This window comes from Flavobacterium sp. UBA4854, from assembly GCF_002399805.1.
GTDB lineage: Bacteria > Bacteroidota > Bacteroidia > Flavobacteriales > Flavobacteriaceae > Flavobacterium > Flavobacterium ginsengisoli.
Window position 1 is genome coordinate 62,756 of record NZ_DHEI01000021.1, and the last position, 1,200, is coordinate 63,955.

1 protein-coding gene is annotated in these 1,200 nt (G+C 29.5%); it reads left to right on the forward strand.

What is annotated here, in order from left to right; translation table 11 throughout:
- A partial coding sequence (locus tag B3J44_RS02500) for a DUF6377 domain-containing protein (RefSeq protein ID WP_286965549.1) occupies window positions 1-858 on the forward strand: 858 nt, incomplete at its 5' end.
- Window positions 859-1,200 lie beyond the last annotated feature (342 nt).

Here is a 1,200-nt window from a genome sequence, read left to right on the forward strand (position 1 = left end):
ATGCTGTTTAGAAAAAAGAATCTGCAGAGTGCATCTTCGCTAGTGAAAAAAGCATATGATGATGCTGTTTTTTACGGGGCACAGCAGAGAAAACTACAAGTAGGAGCGATCCTGCCACACATTGAAGAAGAAATAGTCCAGAATATTGAAAGAGAAAAAAAGAGGCTCTACTATCAATATATAGGTGCAATTGTTTTTTCAGTAATTGTAATCTGCTTTTTAATCCTTACTTTTATGCAATTCAGGAAAATTCAAAAAGCAAAAAAGATAATTGCAGTTGCGCATACAGATCTGCAGAATGTAAATAAACAGCTTGTTGTTGTAAACGAAGAAATGAAGGCGCGTAACAGCCAAATTGAATTGATTAACAATCGTCTTTCAGAAGCTAATAAGATTAATGAAGAATATATTGGTTTTTTCTTTACGGAATATGATGATATTTTTGAAAAGTTTAATGAATTTACATCTTACATAGAAAGGGATATTGATTCAGGAGATTATGCTAAAGCAAAATACAGAATATCAAGATATGATTTGAAGAAGGAAAAGGATAAACTGCTCAATAATTTTGATACAGCTTTTATCAATCTGTTTCCAGATTTTATTACTGAATTCAATTCGCTCATGAAACCCGGGGAGCAGATAAAGCTAAAAGAAGGGCAGATTCTTAATAAAGAGCTGAGAATTTTTGCCTTGATCCGTTTAGGGATCAAACACAATGAGAAAATTGCGCAAATTTTAGGTTATTCAGTCAATTCAATTTATGCCTATAAAACTAAAGTTCGTAATAAGTCCATAATCGAAAATGAAGGCTTTGATAAAAAATTGATGAAAATTACTTCTGTAAAAATTACCTAATTAATCAAATATTTAACAAAAAATCCCGCTGTTCAACAGCGGGATTTTTTTTTCTGCGCCCCATTTATTTTGTTTGTCTCAATGAGAATAATATATTTTTTATAGTAAAATATTGCAAAATATGTTTTTTTATGCTTGAATTCTTATTGTTTTAAATATTAAAATCTATATAATTATTACTGTTTGTTTTTGTTTAAAAGTCTATTTATTAGGTATATATGGTTTTTTTAATCCACTTTATTGCTTGTTTTTTCTATACGTTTTGCATACATGCATTTTTCGCATGTGTTTTTTTGTTCCTTTGCTTTGATCCGAATGTATTATTGGATTTCGTAGTTTTTT